This is a genomic window from Nocardia fusca NBRC 14340 (assembly GCF_001618425.1).
Lineage (GTDB): Bacteria > Actinomycetota > Actinomycetes > Mycobacteriales > Mycobacteriaceae > Nocardia > Nocardia fusca.
Map to the genome: position 1 here is coordinate 21651 of NZ_BDCU01000054.1, position 15807 is coordinate 37457.

A 15807-nucleotide genomic window follows, 5' to 3' on the forward strand; every position below is an offset into this window, starting at 1 on the left:
TCCGATTGCCGATGATTCGCTGGTATCGAAATGCTACGGCCGCGAAGTGGCCGCCCCGAGCCGTCCCGGAGTCGGCCGGAGCCGATGGAAGGCCGCCAGCCGCTGCCGGTGGTATTCGAGATCGTCCTCATCGTGCCGCACCCCGCGGGCGACGGCGATGCCGAAGTAGGCCGCTTCCCGGCGCAAACGGTGGCGCATGAGCTGGGCGAGCGTGATGTCGTCGAGTTCTCCCGCGGTACCACCCGCGGCGACGTACGCATCCACGAACGCACGGGCGCCGGACAGGTCGCGGCCGAACTCGTCGGCGAACTCGAGCGCGGCGGAGGCCAGTTCGAGCTCCGGCGGGCCGATCGCGGCCTCGTCCCAATCGATCAGGGCCACCACATGACCGTCGCGCGACAGCAGATTGCCTTCGTAGTAGTCGCCGTGCAGGGGCTGCGCACGCGCCGTCGTGGTGAAGGCGGCCAGCCAGCGGTCCAGGTCCGGGTCGGGTAGCTCGGCCGAGGGTGCGCCGTCCAGGCCGATCTCGAGAAACGAGGGCCGGGGCCGCGGCGGTGGCCGGTGCTCGGCGAGGGCCCGATGGACCCGGGCCAGCAGTCCGGCCGCCTCGAGGAACTGGACCCGGTCCGCGCTATCGGTCCATCGGCCGTCGACCAGTGGCCACACGGTGACGGGGTGACCGGCCACCATCTCCACCGTCGATCCGTCCGCACGGGGCAGCGGCGCCACGACCTCCGGGACGGCCCGTGCGGCGGCGGCGATCCCGTGGCACCACTCCATCTCCCGCGGGTCGCGCCGCGGCGACCCGATCCGCACGACCACCTCACCCACACGGTATGCGGCCGATTCCTCGCCCCCGTGGAGTCGTTCGCCCGCACCTTCGTATCCCCAGGACGCGGCGACCGCGGCCCGGATGTCCTCGGTGAGCGGCAGATCGATGTAGACCACGCTCTCACTACTACCGGGTGGGCGGCCCGGCCATCGGCTCGACCCCCGGACCGTACCGGGCCGGGCAGCACTCACGACCGGGAACCCACATCGCGCCCCGATGTGATCCCCGTCCGGCGGCGATACTGTGCCGAAGCGATCGGGTATCGCCCGCGTAGGTGCATCCGCGCACCTGTGATCACCCAGGGCACCGCGTAGCGGAGGCGGCACCGCCGGTTAAGGTCGGAGCACACCGAGGAGGCGCCCGTGCCGGTGCGGCGCTCGGTGCGCAGCAGAGGAGTTATCGTGACCAGTACCCGAGATCTGCGCGAGCCCGCCGAGGCGGCGCCTCGATTCGCGGAGTCCCCCACCGCGGCGGTCCGTATGCGCAGGCGACTGGAACGACTCCTCGGGGTCGCCGCCACCGAGGGGAACGCGCTGGTCGCGCTCCGCAACGGCGACGAGATCTTCCCGGCGATGCTGGATGCCATCCGTGACGCCGAGCACACCGTCGACATGATGACCTTCGTCTACTGGCAGGGCGATATCGCTCGCCAGTTCGCCTATGCGCTCGCCGAGCGCGCCGAGGCCGGCCTCCGGGTGCGGCTGCTGCTGGACGGTTTCGGCAGCCGGTCGATCGAGAAAGGCCTGCTGACGCTCATGGAACGCGCGGGCGTCCAGGTCGCCTGGTTCCGGAGACCGTTGTCCCTGTCTCCGCTCAAACAGAACCACCGCTGTCACCGCAAAGTGCTGGTCGTCGACGAACGGACCGCGTTCACCGGCGGAGTGGGCATCGCCGAGGAGTGGTGCGGCGACGCGCGCAACGAGCACGAGTGGCGCGACACCCACGTGCGGATCGAGGGCCCGGCGGTGGACGGCGTCGCGGCCGCCTTCGCACAGAACTGGGCGGAATGCCACGACGCGCTCTTCGACGACCGCGACCGCTTCGCACCGCAGCAGCATCACGGTTCGGCGGTCGTCCAGGTGGTTCGCGGGTCGGCGAGCCTCGGCTGGCAGGATATGCAGACACTGCTACGGGTGGTCATCGAATCGGCCGAGCAGCGGCTGCGGCTGGCCACGGCCTACTTCGCGCCGGACGCCTACTTCATCGAACTGCTCTGCGCCGCCGCGCGACGCGGGGTGGAAGTCGAGATCCTGCTGCCCGGCCCGCACACCGACAAACGCGTCTGCCGGCTGGCCGGTCAGAATTTCTACAGCGACCTGCTCGCCTGCGGGGTGAAAATCCTGCAATACCAGCCGACGATGATGCACGCCAAGGTCATCACGGTGGACGGGATCGCGGCCCTGGTGGGTTCGACGAACTTCAACCGGCGCTCCCTGGACCACGACGAGGAGATCATGCTCGTGGTCCTGGACGAACAGTTCACCGCGACGCTCGACGAGCATTTCGACGCCGACGCGAAGGTCAGCGAACTGATCGAAGAAACACGCTGGCAGCGCCGATCACTCGCGCAGCGCATCCGGGAGGCCGCGATGCGGCCGATCCGCCGATACCTGTGACACCCTCCACCAGCGGGTCGCAGGCATAGCCGGAAAACGAAGACACCGGTTTCGCCTCCGCAACGGTCCTGGCGTGGCGAGCTCCGGACCGGCGTGCGGGCCCGCCGACCGAGAGCACGGCCGGTATCGCACAGCGGGTAGGTCCACGAAACGAAGGGTTCGGCGTGGGCACTGAGGCCACCGGCCGGGACGCCTAGGCTTCGATGGGGGCCATGAGCCGGCGTTGAGAGCACAGGGCCGCTCCCACCAGGATGCGCAACGCGTCTCGAGCCGATTCGAGTGCAGTTATGAACCGTCCCTCTGCTCACCACCCGCCGCCTTCGGCCTCAGCACATTGGCGGTCACCTCGTGACCAGCTGAGTTTCCGGGTCCGCCGTCGTGGGGACATCGTCCTGCTGGCCGTACGTGGACAGGCGGATGCCTTCACGCTGGCGCTGTGGCGCCAGCAGGTGCGTGCCGCCGCGGATACCGTGACCTGCTCCCGGGGCGCGCTCGTCGTCGACGCCACCCGTCTCGATTTCCTGTCGGTGCGCAGCCTCGCCGCGCTGTCCGACGAGGCGCAGGAGTACCGGCGCGAAGGGATCGAGATTTTCCTGGTCACCGCCGAGCCGGCCATCGCCCGGATAGCTCGCGCCGATACCCGCACCGCGCAGTTACCGGTGCGCTCGACGGTGGTGAGCGCGCTGACAGCCGTTCACCTCCGAGACCGGACACCGGAGGTGGTTTCGGAGGAGCCGGGGAAGGAGCGCACGCGCGAACCGGCCGGCCCGGGCGTCACCGCCGGAAGCGCGCCCCCAGGGTCAGCGCCGCACCTCGGAGGGCAGCGGGTGGTCGAGGTCCAGCGCCGGTAGTCCGTCGATACTGTGCCCGTTGTCCCCGGTGATCCGGCGCGCGAACTTCTCGTCCGGCTGCCGGGCATGGTGCGCGTCCAGTACCGGCCGTTCGCCGACGAAGTCGTAGTACGGCACCGAGTACCCGCACGCGTCGGCGATACGTTCCACCTCGACCACGATCACCGCCCGGATTCCGGGGTGTTCGAGACCGAAATTCGCTCGGAGACCGGCGAACTCCGGATCGTCGGGACGCGCGACCCGGCCGGTTCCGTACAGGCGCAGGATACGGGAGTTGCGGGTGAAGGAGCAGAACATGAGGGTGATCCGCCCGTTCTCGCGCAGATGCGAGATGGTTTCGACGCCGCTGCCGAACAGATCGAGGTAGGCCACCGTGTGATCGTCGAGGACGGCGAAGGTGTCCTGGTATCCCTTCGGCGACAGATTGACCCGCCCGCCGTCCGACGGCGCCGTCGCGACGAAGAACATCGCCTGCGCTTCGATGAACTGTCGCAGCGGCCCGTCGAGATGCGAAAACTCCTTGGCCATGGCTTCCTCACCGTCGATGGACTGTGCCGTCAGCGTATCGGCGCCGCCGCGGGCCACGGGGGTGAGAAACCTCTCGGATCACGCACGCATTCTGCGGGCCACCCGATCACGCTCCTCGGCTATCGCGCGGCGGCGGGCGATCATGGCCTCGGCGGGAGAGCCACCGCTGACGATCGCGTGGTGCACCGCTTCGATGTCCTCGATACCTTCTCGCGCGCCCACCCCCGCCGCGGGCGTGATGGCGTGGTCCGCGTCGCCGACCAGGATCAGCGGGGCCACCGGCGTCGCCGCGGTCGCCAGCGCGACATTACGCGCGTTGGACACATGGACCTGTTCGGTGGCCGCGACCAGGGTGGCGGTCAGTTCCCGCACGGAGCGGGGCGCCGCCTCCACCACCGCGGCGGCCCAGTTCCGCACCGGCACGATCCCGGTATCGGCGACCGGCAGCGGTTCCCGTTCGATGCGCAGGAACCACAGCGCCGAATCGGCGCCGGGCCGCCAGATATGGCCGAAGGTGGCCGCCGGGCGGGTGCCGGAGGCCGGCTCGGCGTGGAAATGCAGAACGAACGGGTCGGTGGGGCATTCGACAGGGGTCGCGGTCATTCCGTAGACCACCACATCTCCCGCGTACTCCGGGGTCCGGCCGGGTTCGGTGCCCGCGCGCGCCACCGAGTCGATACCGTCGGCACCGATCACCAGATCCCGCGCGGTCACCGTGCGGTCACCGATACGCAGGGTGGTGTGCCCGGTGGTGGCGTCGACCGCGACCTCGGTGACCGGGCTGCCGTAACTGATCTCGGCGCCCGCGTGTACCGCGAACCGTTTCAGCACGGCGATCAGATCGCTGCGCAGCCAGAACCGGTGCCCCTCGCTGGGCCGCCGCCGCGTCACGCCGTCGCCGGGGGTGTATCGCAGTTCGCTCAGCGGATACGAGGCCGCGTGCAGTTCCGCCTCCGGCACGCCCAGCGAGATGAGACTGCGGTGGCCCCGGCCGTCGAGGATCAGGAACGCTCCGCCACCCCCGCCGTTGCGCTGCTCGTAGACCGTCACCGGCCGCCCGGCCCTCGACAGCGCGCCGGCCAGCGCGGTTCCGGCGATACCGCTTCCCAGGATGGTGATCATCGGATCTCCTTCGGCGAGTGGGCGCGCACGTAACCGATCGGTGGGCGGCAAGCGACCACAGCCGCTTTCCGCCCGGGGCGGTGCTCAGGGCCGGTGCTACACCCGCTCATATACGGGCGGGCATCCGCTCCCGGTGCCCAACATACAAGACCGGCAACGCATCCGGTCTACTCGACGAGGTTCTCGCTCTTCAACCAGTCGTAGGCCACATCGGCGGGATCCTCGCCGTCGATATCGACCCGGCCGTTGAGTTCCTGCATCAGATCATCGGTGAGATGTTCGGAGATCGTGGCGAGCAGCGGTGCCAGCTGCGGGTAGCGGTCGATGATCTCACCGCGCACGACAGCTGTGCCGCTGTAGGGCAGGAAGAATTTCCGGTCGTCGTCGAGCACGACCAGGTTCAGGTTCTTCACCCGGCCGTCGGTGGTGTAGATCATGCCGAAATTGCAGGGTGCGCTCTTCGCCGTCGCCGTATAGACGACCCCGGCGTCCATCCGCGTGACATTGCCCGCCGGAACGCCGCCGGGATCGTTGTAGGGAATCCCGTACTTCTGCAGCATCGGAATGAAACCATCGGAGCGACTGAAGAATTCGTCGTCGACGCAGAAGGTCCGATCACCGACGGGAAGCGCTGCGACCTCGGACAGCGATTTCACGCCCAGCCGTTCGGCGGTGGGAGTCGACGCGCCGAACGCGTAGGTGTCGTTGAAATTGGCGGGGGGCATCCACTCCAGGTCGTAGTCGCGCTTCTCGATATCGTGGACGCGCTGCCACAGTTCCTGGGGATCTGAGATGGTCTCGGTCTGGTTGTGGTAATTGACCCAGCCGGTGCCCGTGTACTCCCAGAGGATATCGGCGTCGCCGTTGAGCTGGGCCTGCCGGGAGGAGGCCGAACCCGGCGCCCCGGTGAGATCGGTGACCTGCGCGCCGGCGGCGGCGAGATAGGTCGCGGTGATCTTGCCGAGCAGCACGCCCTCGGTGAAACTCTTCGAGGTCACCACCAGCTTCGCCCCCTCCAGTGGTAGCTGCCCGTCCGGCAGGCGCGCATCATGGAAGGTGCCCGACGAACTCACCAGGCCACATCCCGCGAGCAGCGAGATCGCCGCGAGGAGAACCGAAACCGTGGAGGCCAGTCGTGCCGGTGCCGGACTCATGACACACCTCGCGGGGTCGCGGCCAGTTCGACGAGTCGGCCCAGCCAGTCGATGGTCAACGCCAGGAGCCCCACCAGGATCGCGCCGGAGATGAGCAGTTTGGGCAGGAACAGCGTGACGCCGGTGGTGATCAGCGTGCCGAGGCTGGTGGCGCCGATGAACGTGCTCAGTGTGGCGGTACCGACCAGGATGACCAGTGCGGTGCGGACACCGTTGAGAATCACCGGCACCGCCAGCGGCAATTCCACCTGTAGCAGCGTCCGGGTACCCGAGTAGCCGATCCCCCGCGAGGCCTCGATGGTGCGCTGATCCACCTGCCGCAGCCCGACGATGGTGTTCTGCAGAATCGGCAGGACGGCGTAGACGACGAGACCGACTATCGCCGTGCGGAATCCGGTGCCCAGCCAGAACGTGAACAGGACGAGCAGGCCGACGGCGGGCGCGGCCTGACCGACATTGGCGATATTGACCACGACCGGCTCGAACCGCTTCAGCGCGGGCCGGGTCAGCGCGATACCCAGTGGAATGGCGATCATCACCACGATGACCGTGGCCACCACGGTGAGTTCGATATGCGCGACGAGGGTTGTGCGCAGGTTGTCCCAGCCCAGCGAGGCCTGTTCGGTCGCGGTGAACGTCGTCGCGCGGTACCACAGCAGGTAGCCGATACCGATCACCGCGATGATGAGCGGTTCGAACCACACATCGAGCGGGAGGCGGCGTAGCCGGGTCATGACCGCTCGGCCGATCCGGGTTCGTCGTCGGCGGCGACCACCGGGGTCGGCGCCGGATCGGTGCCGTCGACGTAGGTCTCATAGGACGCGTCCGGTTCGTCGGCGCGGGCATCGGCGAGTTTGTCCCGGATCAGTTCGGTCACCGAGTCGATGCTCAGCGAGCCGACCACCGCGCCGCGGCCGTCGGTGACCAGCGCGGCGCCCTGGCTGGTCGCGAGCATGGCGTCCAGTGCGTCGTTGAGCGTCGACGAGCGCGCCACCACCGGTAGCCGCCGGTCGAGGAAATCGGAAACCTCGGGCTTGGTGGCCAGTTCGGTCAGCGTCGGCCAGGACCGCGGCCGCCCGGCGCCGTCCACCACGACCACCCAGCTGTGCCCGGCGGCTTTCGCGCGTTCGATCACCGCCGGTGCGGATTCGCCGATCCGGGCGATGACGACGTCGTCGGACGGAACATCACGGACGCGGGAGACGGTCAGATACGCCAATTTCGCACCGGATCCGACGAACTCCTCGACGAAGGGGGTGGCCGGATCGGTGAGGATGTCCTCCGGGCTCGCGTACTGCTCGATATGCCCGCCCTCGGAGAGGATGAGCACCTTGTCACCGAGTTTGGTGGCCTCTTCGAAATCGTGGGTGACGATCACGATGGTCTTGCCGAGTTCGTGCTGGATAGCGATGAGACTGTCCTGCAGACGGGCCCGGGTGATCGGGTCGACCGCACCGAACGGCTCGTCCATCAGCAGCACCGGTGGATCCGCCGCCAGGGCGCGGGCCACGCCGACGCGCTGCTGCTGGCCGCCCGACATATCCTTGGGGAGCCGGTCGGCGAAGGTGGCGGGGTCGAGGCCGACCAGATCGAGCAGGTATTCGGTACGTTCGGCGATCCGCTTCTTGTCCCAGCCCAGCACACGCGGGATGGCACCCACGTTTTTGGCGACCGACCAGTGCGGGAACAACCCGCCGGACTGGATGACGTAGCCGATCGACTGCCGCAGTTTGTCCGGATCCTCGCGGGTGACATCGCGACCGTCGATGAAGATCCGGCCCTCGGTGGGTTCGATCAACCGGTTGATCATCTTGAGGGTGGTCGTCTTCCCGCAGCCCGAAGGGCCCACGAAGGCGACGATCTCCCCGGCGGGGATTTCGAGGTCCAGGCGTTCGACCGCGGGCTTGCGCTGACCCTTGAACCGTTTGACGACCGAGTCCAAGGTGATCGAGGCGCCGGTGACCGTACGCTCGGTTGTCGCCGCGGCCGTGCCGCTGCTCGTCACATCGCCGGTCATAGGGCCTCCCTCGAAGCGAATTCATGCGCTCTGCGGAGGCCGCAGCGCAGGCGGAGGCGTCGCACATCCCCCGAAGCGGTTCCATACGTCGGCAGACGCCGCAGCGAAGGCCCTGGTACCGCCTCATAGGACCTCCCTCGAAGCGAATTCACGCGCTCTGCGGAGGCCGCAGCGCAGGCGGAGGCATCGCACCTCCCTCGAAGCGAATTCATGCGCTCTGCGGAGGCCACAGAGTTGGCGGAGGCATCACACCTCCCCCGAAGCGGTTCCATACGTCGGCGGAGGCCGCAGCGAAGGCGGAGGTATCGCCTCATGACAGTCCCTTCGCGATCGTGAGTCGTCCGAGCAGGACGAGGAGCGCGTCGAAGACCAACGCGATGATGACGATGAGAATTGTTCCGGTGAGCGCCATTTCGAGGGCGTTGGCGCCGCCGAGCCGGGACAACCCGTTGAAGATCAGCGAGCCGAGCCCGGGGCCGAGCACGTAGGCGACGATGGCCGCGACACCGACGATCATCTGGGTGGACACTCTGATCCCGGTGAGGATCACCGGCCAGGCGATGGGCAGTTCCACGGTAAGCAGAATGCGCAACCGCGAAAAGCCGATGCCCCGGGCGGATTCGACGACCGAGGCCGGTACCGACCGCAGACCGACGATGGCGTTGCCGATCACCGGCAGGGCCGCGAAGAATGCCAGCATGATGAACGACGGGACGACACCGAGTCCGAAGGGCACCAGCAGCAACGCCAGCAGTGCCAGCGAGGGTATCGTCAGCGCGACCCGACTGGAGGTCAGCGAGAGGGCCGACAGCAGCGGCAACCGGTAGACCGTGACGGCGATGAGGACGGCGACGACGGTCCCGACCAGAACCGTCTGGAACGCCAAGGAGGCATGCTGATACGTCAGAAATGTCAGCAGCTCCCCCCGACCTCGGATATAGCTCCACAGATTCACTGGATTCCCATCGTCGGCCGGAAATCGTTCGGCGCCCGTCCGTGCGGAGTCATCGGAGGCGCAAGCTGTAAAAGATTAATCGATATCACCCGGTCGAACAGAGAGGGCGCGCGGCGGATACGGCACCGCGCCGCCGCATTCGTGCGCGTCCGCGACCGGTACCGGCGGCAATACGACACGGCGCATTACTGTCCAGGGTTTCGATCTCCGGGAATCCATAACAATTGCGGCGGTGCGCGGCCGAGCGTGCGGACATCCGGCGTACATGGGTTCCGTCGGCGTCACTCGGGACGACCGACGGCCACCGACCGGGTATCGCGAGCAATCCCCGGTCCATTGTGCGGCAGTGACATTCGATAACCGTTCCGGCGGGTGAGCGCGGTTAGGCGGCGCGGGCCGGCGAGTCGACTGCCGAATAGTATTCGGCATCGCCGGAGATCACGGTGCTCGGCCTACCGTCGACCCCGACGGGGATTCCCCCGGCCAGCGTGATCCGGGTCAGCCGGCGGTGCTCGGTACCGTCGTAGTCGTCGATGGCGTAGTGCTGGGTGGCGCGGTTGTCCCAGATGGCGACGTCGCCCAGCGCCCAGTTCCAGCGAGTGGTGTTCTCCAGCCGGGTGATCCGGTCCTGCAACAGCCGGAACAGCGCCTGTGATTCGGTGCCGGACAGACCCACGAACTGCTTCACGAATCCGCCGAGCAACAGGGCCCGTTCACCGGTCTCCGGATGCACCTCCACCACCGGATGCTCGGTCTCGAAATAGCTCGACTCGAATTCGCGCCGGTAGGCGGTGGCGCCCTCGTCGGGGTTGTCCTCGGCGGTGGCGGCGTAGTCGTACAGGTTGGTATGCCGTGCGCGCAGGTTCTCGGCCAGCAATCGCAGCGGTTCGGGCAGCGAGTTGTAGGCGGCGACGGTGGAGGCCCAGGTGGTCGAACCGCCGTAGCTCGGCAGGACGACGGCGCGCAGAATGGATGCCTTCGGCACCCGGTCGACGAAGGTGACATCGGTGTGCCAGCTGTTCGAGCGGCCGTGGCGCGAATCGATGGCCAGGCTCTTCACCCCGGCCGATCGGACGGTCGGATGCGGCGTGGTCGGGGTACCGAGCAGTTCCGCGAACTCGTACTGTCCGTCCTCGGTGAGATGGTCCTGGCCGCGGAAGAAGATCACCTTGTGCTCCGCGAGCGCCGCGCGGATACCGGCGACGGTCTCCGGGGACAGATCGCCGCCGAGCCGGACCCCGTCGATTCGCGCGCCGATATGGGTACCGAGCTTGGTCACCTGCACGGTGGTAGCGGTGTCAACAAAGTCGACGGGCATTCCGGGGCCTTTCGCTCGTATCCGACGATCGACTCGAATGAAACCAGCGCGGGACCGCCGCGACCAGGGTTTCGGTCACCGGGATCGTAAGGGGCAACCACTCGGCGAACCGGCCGCCGCCCCTGCGCAGCGCATCCTCGCACCCGGCCGGAGCGTTTCGTTCCGCACCGGCCGCACCGCCGAGGAGAGGCCGGTGGCCCATAGAATGCGGGCCGTGGGCGGAGGCAGCCGTCGACGGCGAGCACCCTGCCGGCGCACCCGGAACGAGAGGGAGATATCGAGATGATCCTCGCCGACGAGCCGCTGCTGCGCGCGCCCCACCTCTACATCGACGGCACCTGGGTCGAACCGGCCGCCGGCGGGATCCGGGAGATCCGCGATCCGGCGGACGGCGCGGTGATCGCCGCCGTCGGCGAGGCCGGTGCGGTGGACGCGCGGCGTGCGGTCGGCGCGGCCCGTGCCGCGTTCGCCACCGGCGCGTGGCCGGGTACTCCGGTCGCGGAGCGGGCCGCGCTACTGCTGCGCACCGCCGAACTCCTCGCCGAGTATCGCGACCCGATCGCCCGGATCGAGACCCTGGACACCGGCAAGACACTGCGCGAGAGCCATATCGATATCGACGACGTCATCGCGGTGTTCCGGTACTACGCGCAGCTCGTCGGCACCACCGGCGACCGGGTCGTCGATACGGGCGATCCGGCGGTGATCAGCCGTATCGTCCGCGAACCGGTGGGTGTGTGCGCGCTGATCTCGCCGTGGAACTATCCGCTGCTGCAGATGTCCTGGAAGGTCGCCCCCGCGCTGGCGGCCGGCTGCACGGTGGTCGCCAAACCGAGCGAGGTCACTCCGCTGAGCACGATCGCCCTGGTCCGGGTGCTGGAACAGGCGGGGGTGCCGCCGGGCGTGGTGAACCTCGTACCGGGCGAGGGTCCGGTGGTGGGGTCGGCGCTCACCGGTACGCCCGAGGTCGATCTGATCTCCTTCACCGGTGGCGCCACCACCGGGGCGGCCATCGCCGCCCGGGCCGCCCCGCACATCACCCGAGTGGCGCTCGAACTGGGCGGTAAGAATCCACATATCGTTTTCGCCGACGCCGACCGCGACAGCGCGATCGACGCGGTGCTGACCGGCGCCTTCCTGCATTCGGGCCAGGTGTGCTCGGCCGGGACCCGGCTCATCGTGGAGGAGTCGATCGCGGACGGGTTCGTCGCGGAACTCGCCCGGCGCGCCGGCGGAATCCGGGTCGGTCCCGGGACGGATCCCGCGTCGCAGACCGGACCGCTGGTCTCCCCGGAACATCGCGCCGCGGTGGAGGCCCAGGTGGCCCGCGGTCTCGCCGAAGGCGCGGTGCTGATCGCCGGGGGGAAGCGGCCGGAGGACCCCCGGCTGACCGCCGGCAGCTACTACCTGCCGACCGTGCTGGACCGCTGCCGCCGCGAGATGCGGATCGTCCAGGAGGAGACCTTCGGCCCCGTACTCACCGTGGAGCGGTTCGCTACCGAGGCCGAGGCCGTCGAACTGGGCAACGACACGTCCTACGGACTCGCGGCCGGCGTGCGCACCGGCGACGCGGCCCGCGGCGAACGGGTGGTCCGCGCGCTCCGGCACGGCACGGTGTGGCTCAACGATTTCGGCCCCTACACTCCCGCCGCCGAATGGGGTGGGTTCGGGCGTTCCGGTATCGGCCGCGAACTCGGCCCGAGCGGGCTGGCCGAGTACCAGGAGACCAAGCACATCTGGCACAACACCGCACCGGCGGTGGGCGGCTGGTTCGCCTGAATCCCGGGTCGGCTCGCGGTAGTGACCTGTCCGCCGCCGGGACCTGCCGACGCTCGGCGACACCCTCATGGAACGTCTCGCCGACGCGGCCCGCAACGGCCTGGTCACCGCCCGGCGACGCTGACGGGCGCGGTGGGTTCACCCCTCAGACCAGCGGTTTACCCAGCGCCCGGCGTCGCCGCATATCGGCGAGATGTTTGTCCAGCGGGTACATCCGCCAGCGTTCGGGCCCGAGCCGCATCACGGTACCGATCGCGCGCATGATCAGCTCGAAGGCGCGTTGCCGCCCCGGGCTCCAGGCCAGCCCCAGTTCGTCCCGGTACCGCTGGGGCAGGAAGCCGGTGGTGAAGAACCGGTTGACGGGCCGGAACAGCACCCGTTCGACGCGCCCGTACGGACCCAGCTCCACGACCTGTTCCCGCAGATACCGTTTTACTTCGTCGTCGATCGATATCTGCGCGGACTTGCGCTCCCAGTATTCGGCGAACGCGGCGCGATCGGCCGGCCACATCTCCGGGCGCATCTGCAGCGTGGTCCCGAATCTGCTCGACTCCCGGTACAACTCGTCGGCGTAGTCGGCGTCGAGCGGACCGTACAGGTATTCCAGTGAATCGACGACCCCGCGATAGATGCACGCGGCGACCCACAGCTGCAGTTCCGGGTCGAACGCGTTGTACTTCACCGCGCTGCCCGGCCGGGACCGGACCTGGCGATGGGAGGTGTTGGTCGCCTCGCGGTAGGCGGCACGTTCCTCGTCGGTGCCCAGCATGGCCACCGCGAGATAGGTCAGCGTCGTGCGGCCGCGTTTGCGCGGATGTAGATCGAACCGGCCGCTGTCCACGGTGCTCTCGACGACACCGCGGCCGACCGGCGCCTGGCTCAGCTGCATCACGACGTTGGCCGGGCCGCCGAGCAGCGCGGCCGGGCCGGCCAGGTATTTGCGGCGGGCGACCTCGCCGGGCTGATCAGCGCTTGCTGCCGGTGACGCTGGGCGCGACATAGGACCTCCATGCAATACTGATAGAAACTTTACTCCATTCTCTCACACTCGAGGAGCGTCGATGTGAATCCGCGGTATGAGATCGCCATAGCGCACACGCACGGATAATGCGCAATAAGTGAACGTACATTCTGCGCCTGAGCTACCCTGGCCGAACCACTCGGCCAGCCCGGCGCCGCGTAGTCCCGCGCTCCGGTCGGACTGTTCCAATTCCTGGAGGTGACCCATGCCGACGAACCTGCCCGCACCCCGCGCGGCGCTGCGTTCGGTGACCGAATCGCTGGCCGCGGTGAGTGTGCTGCGCCGGCGCGGAATGCTCGATCCGAAGCGCCCCGGCGAACTGCTCCGCACGGTCCGGGACGCGCGGATCCACGGGCCGTTCGTGACGGTGCTGCGGGCCGCCGCCCGGCGCGACGGCGCGGCCGAGGCCATCGTCGACGACCGTGGCACGCTCACCTTCGACCAGCTCGACGCGCAGTCCAATGCTCTCGCCCGCGGCCTCGCCGCGAACGGTATCGGCGCCGAATCCGTGGTGGCGGCCCTGTGCCGGGACCACCGCGGCATGGTGCTGGCCCTGCTGGGCGCGGGCAAACTGGGCGCCCGCGTCGTCCTGATGAACACCGGGTTCGCCGGGCCGCAGCTCGCCGATGTCGCCCGGCGCGAAAAGGTCGGCGCGCTACTACTCGACGCCGAGTTCACCGGTCTGCTCGACGCGATCCCGGCGGAGACTCCACGTTTTCTCACCTGGGGCGAATCCGGCGACACCCCCACGATCGACGCGTTGATCGCGGCACACTCCACCGCGGCGACGGCGCCGCCGCCGCATCCGGGCAGCACCGTGATCCTGACCAGCGGAACCACCGGGACGCCCAAAGGCGCTCCCCGGGACAAAGTTTCACCCCTGCAGTCGGCCCAGTTCCTCGATCGCATCCCGATCCCCCGCAACGACACGATGGTGATGGCCGCGCCGATCTTCCACGGCACCGGACTCTCCCAGTTCGCCCTCGGCTGGGCCCTCGGCAACAGGATCGTCTTCCGGCAGGGCCGATTCGACCCGCGCGCGACACTCGCCGCCGTCGCCGCGCATCGCGCCGCGAGCCTGGTCGTGGTGCCGACGATGCTGCAGCGCATCATCGACCTCGGCCCCGAGGTGCTCGCCGGGTACGACACCTCCTCGCTGCGGGTCGTCTTCTCCGCCGGCTCCCCGGTCTCCCCGGATCTGAGCCGCCGCACCGCGGAAGCGTTCGGCGACGTGCTCTACAACCTGTACGCGTCCACCGAGGTCGCCGTCGCGGCGGTGGCGACACCGCAGGATATGCGGGACGCGCCCGGTACGGTCGGCAAACCGCCCGTCGGCTGCCGCGTCGCCCTCTACGACGAACAGCGCAACCGGATCACCGCGCCCGGGACCGTGGGCACCATCTTCGTGTCCAGCGGACTGAGTTTCGGCGGATACACCGACGGGCGGCACAAGGAGATCGTCGACGGATTGCTCTCCAGCGGCGATGTCGGGCATTTCGACGCCGAGGGCCGGCTGTTCATCGACGGCCGCGACGACGACATGATCGTCTCCGGTGGCGAGAACGTCTTCCCGCTGGAGGTGGAGAACCTGCTCGTCGAGCGGCCCGACATCCTGGAAGCGGCGGTGGTCGGGGTACCCGATCGTGACTTCGGCACCCGGCTGCGGGCTTTCGTCGTTCCCGCCGCGGGGGCGACGGTGAGCGAGGCGGATATCCGGGAGTACGTCAAGGCGAATCTGGCGCGCCACAAAGTGCCGCGCGAGGTGATCTTCCTCGACGAACTCCCCCGCAATGCGACGGGAAAGCTGATGCGGCGCCGGTTGGTACCGGCCGACGAATCCGGGACGGCACAGTCCACCGCGGGCAAACCGGACTGAAGCCGCGCCGCGGGGAGCGTCGAACTCAGGCCGCCAGGCCGTGGCCCGGACGACGGCGGGCGTATTCGTCGACGTACTGCTGGCCGGTCCGGGCGGCGAGGGTCCGCATCAGCGCGTCGGTCGCCCGCCGGGTCCCGTGCGGTCCGGCGGCCCGGTAGGCGGTCAGATCGAGCGGGGGCAGGATCTCCAGCCTCACCCGGCGCCGCCACCACCGACGCCCCGGGCCGGGGCCGGTGCCGGTGATCGCCACCGGGAGCAGCGGCACGCCGGTGGTCATCGCGACCCGGACGGCGCCCGTGTGCCCGCGGTAGAGCCGGCCGTCCGGCGATCGGGTCCCTTCGGGATGGATACCCCAGACACCGCCGCGTTCGATGATGCCGATCGCGGCGGTGAGCGCGGATGCGGCGCCGGGCCCGCCCCGGCGATCCACGCGGATCTGGCCGACACCCCGGAAGAACCATCGCTGGGCCAGGCCCACGGGGCCGGGGCGGTCGAAGTAATCGGATTTGGCCAGGAAGAACACCTGCCGGCGTAGCGCCCGGGTGAGGTAGAAGGAGTCCAGCACCGCCAGGTGGTTGGCGGCGACGATATAGGGCCCGCGCCGCGGAAGATGCTCGCGCCCTTTCACTTCCGGCCGGCCGAGCAGCCAGAGCGCGGGACCGATGAGGACATACCGGCACAGGCGATAGCAGAATGCGCTCCACAGAGACATAGACATTGTCTACCCGGCGGGTAGAC

14 protein-coding genes are annotated in these 15807 nt (G+C 68.8%); 4 read left to right on the forward strand and 10 right to left on the reverse strand.

Annotation, left to right across the window (positions count from 1 at the left end; genetic code table 11):
- Window positions 1-33: 33 nt before the first annotated feature.
- A complete protein-coding gene (locus tag NF4_RS31440; RefSeq protein WP_063131033.1) occupies window positions 34-948 on the reverse strand; it encodes a phosphotransferase enzyme family protein in 915 nt (304 codons plus the stop codon).
- Between the two features lie 285 nt (window positions 949-1233).
- Between NF4_RS31440 and NF4_RS31445 the strand changes: the two genes are divergently transcribed.
- Both NF4_RS31445 and NF4_RS31450 read left to right on the forward strand, forming a co-directional pair.
- Window positions 1234-2448, forward strand: a complete 1215-nt coding sequence (locus tag NF4_RS31445) for a phospholipase D-like domain-containing protein (protein WP_232330737.1) — start codon at window positions 1234-1236, stop codon at window positions 2446-2448.
- A gap of 287 nt (window positions 2449-2735) precedes the next feature.
- Complete coding sequence (locus NF4_RS31450) at window positions 2736-3299, forward strand: STAS domain-containing protein (protein ID WP_198165541.1); 564 nt, start codon at window positions 2736-2738, stop codon at window positions 3297-3299.
- On the opposite strand, the gene NF4_RS31455 is transcribed toward NF4_RS31450, so the two are convergent.
- The 7 genes from NF4_RS31455 to NF4_RS31485 form a co-directional block, all read right to left on the reverse strand.
- Window positions 3249-3827, reverse strand: a complete 579-nt coding sequence (locus NF4_RS31455; RefSeq protein WP_063131093.1) for a pyridoxamine 5'-phosphate oxidase family protein — start codon at window positions 3825-3827, stop codon at window positions 3249-3251. The two genes, NF4_RS31450 and NF4_RS31455, sit on opposite strands and share 51 nt — an antisense overlap.
- A gap of 78 nt (window positions 3828-3905) precedes the next feature.
- Window positions 3906-4949: an FAD-dependent oxidoreductase gene (locus NF4_RS31460; RefSeq protein ID WP_063131035.1), complete on the reverse strand. Its 1044-nt coding sequence runs from the start codon at window positions 4947-4949 to the stop codon at window positions 3906-3908.
- A gap of 167 nt (window positions 4950-5116) precedes the next feature.
- Window positions 5117-6103 carry a glycine betaine ABC transporter substrate-binding protein gene (locus NF4_RS31465; protein WP_063131036.1) on the reverse strand — a complete coding sequence of 329 codons (987 nt, stop codon included), beginning with the start codon at window positions 6101-6103 and terminating at the stop codon, window positions 5117-5119.
- Window positions 6100-6837 (reverse strand): ABC transporter permease, encoded by a 738-nt coding sequence (locus NF4_RS31470; RefSeq protein ID WP_063131037.1) that lies wholly within the window; start codon window positions 6835-6837, stop codon window positions 6100-6102. Before NF4_RS31470 ends, NF4_RS31465 begins: the two co-directional genes overlap by 4 nt.
- Entirely contained in the window at window positions 6834-8120 is a 1287-nt protein-coding gene (locus NF4_RS31475) for an ATP-binding cassette domain-containing protein (RefSeq protein ID WP_063131038.1), read from the reverse strand. The genes NF4_RS31470 and NF4_RS31475 overlap by 4 nt, the downstream gene beginning before the upstream one ends.
- A 310-nt stretch (window positions 8121-8430) precedes the next feature.
- The gene (locus NF4_RS31480; protein WP_063131039.1) at window positions 8431-9075 is read right to left on the reverse strand and encodes an ABC transporter permease; all 645 of its coding nucleotides are present in this window, start codon (window positions 9073-9075) and stop codon (window positions 8431-8433) included.
- Between the two features lie 382 nt (window positions 9076-9457).
- Complete coding sequence (locus NF4_RS31485; RefSeq protein ID WP_063131040.1) at window positions 9458-10393, reverse strand: TauD/TfdA dioxygenase family protein; 936 nt, start codon at window positions 10391-10393, stop codon at window positions 9458-9460.
- Window positions 10394-10675: 282 nt separating this feature from the next.
- Here NF4_RS31485 and NF4_RS31490 point away from each other — a divergent pair, with 282 nt between their 5' ends.
- On the forward strand, window positions 10676-12172 hold the full coding sequence (locus NF4_RS31490; protein WP_063131041.1) for an aldehyde dehydrogenase family protein: 1497 nt from the start codon (window positions 10676-10678) through the stop codon (window positions 12170-12172).
- Between the two features lie 145 nt (window positions 12173-12317).
- Here NF4_RS31490 and NF4_RS31495 read toward each other — a convergent pair whose 3' ends face one another.
- Window positions 12318-13172, reverse strand: a complete 855-nt coding sequence (locus NF4_RS31495) for an oxygenase MpaB family protein (RefSeq protein ID WP_063131042.1) — start codon at window positions 13170-13172, stop codon at window positions 12318-12320.
- Between the two features lie 226 nt (window positions 13173-13398).
- On the opposite strand from NF4_RS31495, the gene NF4_RS31500 reads away from it, so the two are divergent.
- On the forward strand, window positions 13399-15069 hold the full coding sequence (locus NF4_RS31500) for an acyl-CoA synthetase (RefSeq protein ID WP_063131043.1): 1671 nt from the start codon (window positions 13399-13401) through the stop codon (window positions 15067-15069).
- 25 nt (window positions 15070-15094) lie between these two features.
- On the opposite strand, the gene NF4_RS31505 is transcribed toward NF4_RS31500, so the two are convergent.
- Complete coding sequence (locus NF4_RS31505) at window positions 15095-15781, reverse strand: lysophospholipid acyltransferase family protein (RefSeq protein ID WP_063131044.1); 687 nt, start codon at window positions 15779-15781, stop codon at window positions 15095-15097.
- Between the last annotated feature and the right edge of the window lie 26 nt (window positions 15782-15807).

Bases quoted from the DNA above. Each gene is read 5' to 3' on its own strand.
- NF4_RS31450 (WP_198165541.1), top strand. From the start codon at position 2,736: ATGAACCGTCCCTCTGCTCACCACCCGCCGCCTTCGGCCTCAGCACAT.
- NF4_RS31455 (WP_063131093.1), bottom strand. From the start codon at position 3,827: ATGGCCAAGGAGTTTTCGCATCTCGACGGGCCGCTGCGACAGTTCATC.
- NF4_RS31460 (WP_063131035.1), bottom strand. From the start codon at position 4,949: ATGATCACCATCCTGGGAAGCGGTATCGCCGGAACCGCGCTGGCCGGC.
- NF4_RS31465 (WP_063131036.1), bottom strand. From the start codon at position 6,103: ATGAGTCCGGCACCGGCACGACTGGCCTCCACGGTTTCGGTTCTCCTC.
- NF4_RS31470 (WP_063131037.1), bottom strand. From the start codon at position 6,837: ATGACCCGGCTACGCCGCCTCCCGCTCGATGTGTGGTTCGAACCGCTC.
- NF4_RS31475 (WP_063131038.1), bottom strand. From the start codon at position 8,120: ATGACCGGCGATGTGACGAGCAGCGGCACGGCCGCGGCGACAACCGAG.
- NF4_RS31485 (WP_063131040.1), bottom strand. From the start codon at position 10,393: ATGCCCGTCGACTTTGTTGACACCGCTACCACCGTGCAGGTGACCAAG.
- NF4_RS31490 (WP_063131041.1), top strand. From the start codon at position 10,676: ATGATCCTCGCCGACGAGCCGCTGCTGCGCGCGCCCCACCTCTACATC.
- NF4_RS31495 (WP_063131042.1), bottom strand. From the start codon at position 13,172: ATGTCGCGCCCAGCGTCACCGGCAGCAAGCGCTGATCAGCCCGGCGAG.
- NF4_RS31500 (WP_063131043.1), top strand. From the start codon at position 13,399: ATGCCGACGAACCTGCCCGCACCCCGCGCGGCGCTGCGTTCGGTGACC.
- NF4_RS31505 (WP_063131044.1), bottom strand. From the start codon at position 15,781: ATGTCTCTGTGGAGCGCATTCTGCTATCGCCTGTGCCGGTATGTCCTC.